Origin of the sequence: Pimelobacter simplex, from assembly GCF_900114845.1 — a bacterium.
GTDB classification, from domain to species: domain Bacteria; phylum Actinomycetota; class Actinomycetes; order Propionibacteriales; family Nocardioidaceae; genus Nocardioides; species Nocardioides simplex.
Window position 1 is genome coordinate 146,398 of the sequence record NZ_FOUK01000008.1, and the last position, 7,683, is coordinate 154,080.

At 72.5% G+C, this 7,683-nt stretch carries 6 protein-coding genes; 5 read left to right on the top strand and 1 reads right to left on the bottom strand.

Going from position 1 to position 7,683, the window contains the following annotated elements:
- The first annotated feature begins 39 nt into the window (after window positions 1-39).
- The 5 genes from BM223_RS26810 to BM223_RS26830 all read left to right on the top strand — a co-directional run bounded on the left by BM223_RS26810 (window position 40) and on the right by BM223_RS26830 (window position 7,185).
- Window positions 40-861: a hypothetical protein gene (locus BM223_RS26810; protein ID WP_052138344.1), complete on the top strand. Its 822-nt coding sequence runs from the start codon at window positions 40-42 to the stop codon at window positions 859-861.
- Between the two features lie 71 nt (window positions 862-932).
- A complete protein-coding gene (mfd, locus tag BM223_RS26815) occupies window positions 933-4,460 on the top strand; it encodes a transcription-repair coupling factor (RefSeq protein ID WP_038683779.1) in 3,528 nt (1,175 codons plus the stop codon).
- Between the two features lie 32 nt (window positions 4,461-4,492).
- Window positions 4,493-5,227 (top strand): hypothetical protein, encoded by a 735-nt coding sequence (locus tag BM223_RS26820; RefSeq protein WP_038677513.1) that lies wholly within the window; start codon window positions 4,493-4,495, stop codon window positions 5,225-5,227.
- A gap of 2 nt (window positions 5,228-5,229) precedes the next feature.
- Window positions 5,230-5,850 (top strand): nucleoside triphosphate pyrophosphohydrolase, encoded by a 621-nt coding sequence (locus tag BM223_RS26825; protein ID WP_038677514.1) that lies wholly within the window; start codon window positions 5,230-5,232, stop codon window positions 5,848-5,850.
- A gap of 51 nt (window positions 5,851-5,901) precedes the next feature.
- On the top strand, window positions 5,902-7,185 hold the full coding sequence (locus tag BM223_RS26830; protein WP_038677515.1) for an HNH endonuclease signature motif containing protein: 1,284 nt from the start codon (window positions 5,902-5,904) through the stop codon (window positions 7,183-7,185).
- A gap of 168 nt (window positions 7,186-7,353) precedes the next feature.
- Here BM223_RS26830 and BM223_RS26835 read toward each other — a convergent pair.
- Window positions 7,354-7,683, bottom strand: a 330-nt coding sequence (locus BM223_RS26835; protein WP_483407016.1) for a Rossmann-fold NAD(P)-binding domain-containing protein, incomplete at its 5' end; no start/stop codon positions are given.

The window sequence follows — 7,683 nt, forward strand, 5'->3', positions numbered from 1 at the left end:
GCATATTTAAAGCAACATCAGTTGCTTTAGGGGGAGTCGATGGTGACCCGACGGACGTTCCTGACCACGGCGTACCTCGAGGGGCGGGCCGTGCCGCAGCTCGCGGTGCGCCAGTGGGAGGCCCGCCGGGTGCGGGTCGCGGGCGAGCGGCTGGCCCGACACCTGCCGACCGCGCTGCTCGCCGAGCTCGACGCGCTGCTGCGCCGTCCGGCCCGCGACACCGCCGGCCTCGACCGGGACCGGGTGCGGCTGGCCGAGGTCAAGCTGGAGATGGGGGAGGCGCGGCTGCGGCGGCTGCTCGCCCCCGACCTCGCGCTGTCGACGCCGGCCGGACGGCTGGCCTCCCGGCTCGGGCGGTGGGCGGTGAGCCGGGCGGCGGTGACGTCGTGCACGGGCACGGCGCAGGGCTTCGCCGAGTGGTTCACCGCACGTGGCGTCGTCGGCGACGAGCGGACCCTGCTCGCGGCATGCCCCGACCACTACCTGATCCGCAACCCGGAGCCCGGGCGGCCCGAGCTCCAGGAGGTGGTCGAGGTGACCGGCGGCGCGGTCCTCGCGGCCCGCTTCCTCATCGACTACGGCGACCATGACGGCCTGCCGATCGCCGAGGACCCGGCCTTCGGGGTCCGGCTCGCCGGCTGGGCGCGGGCCGAGGGCGGCACCCGGATCGGCGGCGTCCGCCACCAGTTGCGCGACGAGCCCGGCGGCGGCTTCCGGGCCGAGCTCGCCGTCGCCTTCCCCGCGACGCTGCCGCGCTGGATGGTCACCGAGCACCGCTGGCACCTGGCGTGCGAGTTCTCCAGCTGGGTCACGGCCTACGCGGCGACGCTCGGCGACGGGCCTGTCGGCGCCGGGTCGTAGGCTGGGCGCACACCCCCGGTCGCCCGAGACCGGGGGCGATCGTCGTGTTCCTCGACCCGAAGGTGTGCCCCGTGAGCCTCGCCGGCCTCGCCGACGCCGTCCTCGCCGACCCGACCCTGTCCGCCGCACTGACGGCGGCCACCGGCGACGCCCAGCCGACCGGTGAGCTGACCGGTCCCGAGGCGCTGCGCCCGTTCCTGGTCGCGAGCCTGGCCCGCTCGCAGCGCCCGGTGCTCGTGGTCACCGCGACCACGCGCGAGGCCGAGCAGCTCGTCGCCGAGCTGGGCGACCTGCTCGACCCGGCCGACGTCGCCTACTACCCGAGCTGGGAGACGCTGCCCCACGAGCGGCTCAGCCCGCGCAGCGACACGGTCGGACGGCGTCTCGCGGTGCTGCGCCGGCTGTGCCACCCCGGTGCCGACGCGGCGACCGGTCCGGTCCAGGTGGTCGTGGCGCCGGTGCGCAGCGTGCTGCAGCCGCAGGTCAAGGGGCTCGGCGACCTGACGCCGGTCGAGCTGGCCACCGGCGACAGCGCCGATATCGACGACGTCGTCGCGGGCCTCGTCGGCGCCGCCTACTCCCGGGTCGACCTGGTCGAGAAGCGCGGCGAGTTCGCGGTGCGCGGCGGCATCGTCGACGTCTTCCCGCCGACCGAGGAGCACCCGCTGCGCGTCGAGTTCTTCGGCGACGACGTCGACGAGATCCGCACCTTCGCGGTCGCCGACCAGCGCACCATCGAGAAGGTCGACCGGCTCTGGGCGCCGCCGTGCCGCGAGCTGCTGCTCACCGACGCCGTCCGGGAGCGCGCGGCCGAGCTGGGCCGCACGCACCCCCAGCTCCTCGAGATCACCGACAAGCTGGCCCAGGGCATCGCCGTCGAGGGCATGGAGGCGCTGATCCCGGCGCTCGTCGACGAGCTCGAGCTCCTCGTCGACCTGATGCCCGCCGACACCCGGGTCCTCGTGCTCGACCCCGAGCGCGCCCGGGCCCGGGCGCACGACCTGGTGGCGACGAGCGAGGAGTTCCTCGCGGCGTCCTGGGCCACCGCGGCGAGCGGCGGGCAGGCGCCCATCGACCTGCAGGCGGCGTCGTACCACTCGCTGGGCGACGTGCGCAGCCACGCGCGCGAGCGCGGCCAGAGCTGGTGGACGTTCAGCCCGTTCGGCCTCGACGAGGGTCTCGACGAGCTCGACCGACAGGCCGCCGCGCAGCCCGCGCCCTCCTACCGCGGCGAGGTCGAGAAGGCGTTCACCGACATCGCGCAGTGGCGGGCCGACGGCACCCGCGTGGTCGTGGTGCACGTGGGCCACGGTCCCGCCCAGCGGATGGTCGAGGCGCTCTCCGAGCGCGACGTCCCGGCCCGGCTCGTCGACGACCTGCCCGCCGGCCACGAGCTCGACCCGGCCGTCGTCACGATCACCTGCGGCAACCTCGGGCACGGTCTCGTCGACGCCGGCCGCGGCCTCGCGATCCTCACCGGCGAGGACATCGTCGGCGCCAAGGCCTCCACCCGCGACAAGGGCGCGATGCCGGTGCGGCGCAAGCGCCAGATCGACCCGCTCGAGCTCAAGGCCGGCGACTACGTCGTCCACGAGCAGCACGGCGTGGGCCGCTTCGTCGAGATGAAGCAGCGCGAGGTGCAGGGCGCGGTGCGCGAGTACCTCGTCCTCGAGTACGGCCCGTCCAAGCGCGGCGGCCCGGCCGACCGGCTGTTCGTCCCGGCCGACACCCTCGACCAGGTCACCCGCTACGTCGGTGGCGAGCAGCCCAGCCTCGACCGGCTCGGCGGTGGCGACTGGACCAAGCGCAAGAACAAGGCGCGCAAGGCGGTCCGCGAGATCGCGGCCGAGCTGATCAAGCTCTACGCCGCGCGCCAGGCCACCCAGGGGCACGCGTTCGGCCCCGACACCCCGTGGCAGCGCGAGCTCGAGGACGCCTTCCCGTTCCACGAGACCCCCGACCAGCTCACCACGGTCGACGAGGTCAAGCGCGACATGGAGCGCACCGTCCCGATGGACCGCCTGGTGTGCGGCGACGTGGGCTACGGCAAGACCGAGATCGCCGTGCGGGCGGCGTTCAAGGCGGTCCAGGACGGCAAGCAGGTGGCGGTCCTGGTGCCGACGACGCTGCTCGTCAACCAGCACCTGGCGACGTTCAGCGAGCGGATGAGCGGTTTCCCGATCAACCTTAAGCCGCTCTCGCGCTTCCAGACCGACAAGGAGGCCGCCGAGACGATCGCCGGCCTCGCCGAGGGCACGGTCGACGTCGTCGTCGGCACGCACCGGCTGTTCAACGCCGACACGAAGTTCAAGGACCTCGGCCTGATCATCGTCGACGAGGAGCAGCGCTTCGGCGTCGAGCACAAGGAGGCGATGAAGCGGCTGCGCACGTCGGTCGACGTCCTCTCCATGTCGGCGACGCCGATCCCGCGCACGCTCGAGATGGCGATCACCGGCATCCGCGAGATGTCGACGATCACGACGCCGCCCGAGGAGCGCCACCCGGTGCTGACCTACGTCGGCGGCTACGAGGACCGCCAGGTCGTCGCCGCCGTACGACGCGAGCTGCTCCGCGACGGCCAGGTGTTCTACATCCACAACCGGGTGAGCTCCATCGAGAAGGCCGCGGCCAAGATCCGCGAGCTCGTGCCCGAGGCGCGGGTCGCGACCGCACACGGCCAGATGGGGGAGCACCAGCTCGAGCAGGTGATGGTCGACTTCTGGGAGAAGAACTTCGACGTCCTCGTCTGCACGACCATCGTCGAGTCCGGCATCGACGTCTCCAACGCCAACACGATGATCATCGAGCGCTCCGACACGCTCGGCCTCTCCCAGCTCCACCAGCTGCGCGGCCGGGTCGGCCGGTCCCGGGAGCGCGCCTACGCGTACTTCCTCTACCCGACCGAGAAGCCGCTCACCGAGACCGCCCACGAGCGGCTCGCGACGCTGGCCCAGCACTCCGACCTCGGCGGCGGCATGGCGATCGCGATGAAGGACCTCGAGATCCGCGGCGCCGGCAACCTGCTCGGCGGCGAGCAGTCCGGGCACATCGCCGACGTCGGCTTCGACCTCTACGTGCGGCTCGTCGGCGAGGCGGTCCGCGACTTCCGCGACGACGGCGGCGCACCCGAGCAGCTCGAGGAGGTCCGGATCGAGCTGCCCGTCGAGGCCCACCTGCCGCACGACTACATCCCGAGCGAGCGGCTCCGGCTCGAGATGTACAAGCGGCTCGCCGAGGTCCGCAGCGATGCCGACGTCGACGAGATCGTCGCCGAGCTCGAGGATCGCTACGGCGAGCCGCCCCAGCAGGTCGCGGCGCTGCTGCTCGTCGCCCGCTTCCGGGCCCGGGCGCGCAAGGCCGGCATCAAGGAGATCACCTCGGTCGGCAAGAACGTCCGCTTCCACCCGGTCGTGCTGCCGGAGTCGCGGACGATCCGGCTCAACCGGCTCTACCCGAAGTCGATCGTCAAGCACCAGCTCGAGTCGATCCTGGTGCCGCGTCCCGGCATCCCGGGCCGGACGGGAACCCCCATCGAGGGCGTCGCCCTGCTTGAATGGGCGCGGCTGGTGATCGACTCGATCATCGACCCCACCGAGTAGCGTGCTGAACAGCCTGGAGTAGGAGTTCCCCCGTGCGTCGTCGTCCCTCGCTCGTTCCCGTCGCCGCCGTCGCCGCGGTGGCCCTGCTGACCGCCGGGTGCGGCATCACCGACAACGCCGCGAAGCCGGGCCTCGCAGCCGAGGTCGACGGCCAGACGCTGCAGCTCGACAAGGTCGACCGGGTGGTCGCCGACTACTGCACGCTGCGGGCGAGCAACCCCGAGGCGCCGGCCGCCCCGACCGCGCTGATCCGCGCCCAGTTCGTCATCGGCTGGACCCAGGCGGTCGCCGTCGACACCCTCGGCCCCGAGCACGGCGTCGCGCTGCCGCAGGCCGAGATCGACCGGCTCGCCGTCGACCAGGCCTGGGGTCGGCTCGGCACCATCGACGACGAGAACTACGACTCGTTCGTGTGGCTGACCTGGATCCAGCAGCGGCTCACCACCCCGGTCGCCGAGCTCGGCAGCAAGCTCGCGCTCGCCGAGTCCGGCCAGCAGCTCACCGGCGACGCGGCCACCAACCGCGGTGTCGACGCCGTCACCGAGTGGCTCGACGACCAGGACGTCGACATCAACCCCGTCTTCGGCGCGTACGACGCCACGACGGTCTCGTTCAGCGGCGACCCCCTCTCGATCCCGGTCAGCGCCGAGGCGCGCGCCGCGCAGAAGACCGCCGAGCTCACCCCCGAGCAGATCGCCAAGCTCCCCGCCGGACAGCTCTGCGGCAAGGCGGCGGCCCCGGCGCCGACCGCCCCCGTCGGAGGCTGATCATGGGCGAGGCGCCCCCGGGCGCCGTCGCCGAGCTCGTCGCGGTGATGCGGCGGCTGCGCGCAGAGTGCCCGTGGAAGCAGGAGCAGACCCACCGGTCGCTCGTGCGCTACCTCCTCGAGGAGACCTACGAGACCGTCGACGCGATCGACGCCGGGGAGACCTCGGGGGACTGGTCGCACCTGGCCGAGGAGCTCGGCGACGTCCTGCTCCAGGTGGTCTTCCACGCGGCGATCGCCGAGGAGCGCGGCGAGTTCGACCTCGACGACGTCGCCCGTGGGATCACCGCCAAGATGCGCCGCCGCAACCCGCACGTCTTCGGTGACGTCGACGGCGCCGGCCTCGACGCCGCCGAGGTGGACGCGCTCTGGCAGCGGATGAAGGCCGCCGAGAAGCCGTCCGGCGCGGCCGCCGGCGCGGCGTCGCCGTTGCCGTCGGGGCTGCCCGCGCTGCTCTACGCCGACAAGGCGCTCGCGCGGCGCGAGCGGGCCGGGCTGCCGGTCCCGGATACCGGTACCGGTCTGGGGGAGCGGTTGCTGGCGTTGGTCGCCGAGGCGCGCGCTGCGGGGGTCGATCCGGAGGAGGCCTTGCGGGACGTCGTCCGGGGGCTCGAGGCGGGCTGAGGTCGCGGTTCAGCGCGGGGTTGTGTCGGACCCTCCTGATGGAATATGGGTATGGCTTCTCGGACCGCCTTCGCCCCGCTGCTCACCCGCCTGCGCGCGGGTGTGGAGCAGCGTGAGGAGTCGGTGGTGCGGGAGTGGGCGGGGATCGTGGAGTGGGCCGCTGGCAATGTGGTGGCGGGCTCGGAGGGTGCGGCGACCATCCGCGACGGATTCGTGGACACGGGGTTGCCGATCGCGGGCGAGGGTGCGCCGTTGGTCTCGGAGTTCGCGCTGATGGAGCTGGTGGCCGTGCTGGGCCGTTCCCCTGATGGTGGCCGGGTGTACGTGGGTCGGGTGCTGGAGTGTGCGTGGCGTCTGCCGCAGGTCTATGCGTCGGTGGTGGCGGGGCGGTTGGCTCCGTGGCGGGCCGAGCGGATCGCGGAGGCGACGCGGCCTCTGTGTCGTGAGGCGGCGGCGTTTGTGGACCGGCAGCTGTTCAACGCGACGGGTGTGGGTTGGGCGCAGTTGGAGCGGTTGATTGCGGAGGCGGTCATCAGGTTCGACCCGGAGCGCTACGAGGCAGAGCGGGCTAGGGCGAGCGACCATCGCTATGTGGAGGTGGGGGCGCCGGATGGCAACGGGCTGGTCTCGATCGACGGTCTCCTCGACGCCGCCGACGGTGCGGACCTCGACCAGGCGATCACCCGCCGCGCCACGTTGCTGGGCCGGCTGGGCAATGAGGCGAGCTTGGACGTGCGCCGCTCCCAGGCACTGGGCGACCTGGCCCGCAACGACCTCACCCTCGACCTGGAGGGTGTGCCTGGCCGCCGGGCCGTGCTCAACGTCCACATCACTGATGCGACGCTGGTTGGCGCCAACCCAGTGGGCCGGTGGGACCAGACCCCGGTCAGCGCGGAGCAGATCCGTGAGTGGCTGGCCCAGCCCGGGATGTCGGTGACGGTACGCCCGGTGATCGACGTGGCCGGCCATGTGCCGGTGACGGCCTACGAGATCCCGGACCGTCACCGCCAAGCCGTGGAACTGCGCGACCACACGTGCAGGTTCCCGTATTGCAGCCGAGCAGCGATGCGTTGCGACCTCGACCACGCAAGACCGCACGGTCGAGGCGGTCCGACCTGCCCGTGCAATCTGGTGCCGCTGTGTCGGCGCCACCACAGGGCCAAGACCCACAGTCAATGGCGCTACCAGGTCACCAAGATCGGGACGTACCTGTGGCGAAGCCCCGCGGGCTTCCATTTCGAAGTGAGCCACCGCGGGACACACCAGCACGACCACTCCGATGATCGCGAGGACCCCGAGCCAGGGGTGTACCGGCAACCACGCGACACCCATTGAAGAACCGCAACCAGGTACCTCGACCACTGCGGCGCGCCACCACGCCATCAGTAAAGAAGACCCCAACCCGAGAAGCGCCCGACCTCAGGCAGCGAGCGCAGCCACCGGCCGGCTCCGCACGCTCACAGAGACCGGCGTCTGGCCGGCTAGACGCCGGCCGGACGCCGGTCAGACGCCGGTGACCCGGATGCCCGAGTGGGTCTTGTACTTGCGGTTGATCGAGATGAGGACCGCGGTGAAGGGCTCGAGGACGCGGGCGAGGCGGAGCTTGCCGCCGTCGATGCCGGGGCGTCCGGTGACCGAGGCGGCGAGGTCGATGGCGACCTGCTTGCCCTCGAGGGAGTCGCCGACCACGATGACGTCCTCGTCGAGGAAGTCGTCCTCGCCCCACAGGGCGGGGGCGGCGACGTTGTGGAAGGCGCCGACCACGGTGGCCTCGGGGGCGATCTCGGCGGCGGACTCGGCGGCGGAGCCCTCGCCGCCGTTGATGACGCGGCC

Bases quoted from the DNA above. Each gene is read 5' to 3' on its own strand.
- BM223_RS26830 (WP_038677515.1), top strand. From the start codon at position 5,902: ATGGCTTCTCGGACCGCCTTCGCCCCGCTGCTCACCCGCCTGCGCGCG.
- BM223_RS26810 (WP_052138344.1), top strand. From the start codon at position 40: ATGGTGACCCGACGGACGTTCCTGACCACGGCGTACCTCGAGGGGCGG.
- BM223_RS26825 (WP_038677514.1), top strand. From the start codon at position 5,230: ATGGGCGAGGCGCCCCCGGGCGCCGTCGCCGAGCTCGTCGCGGTGATG.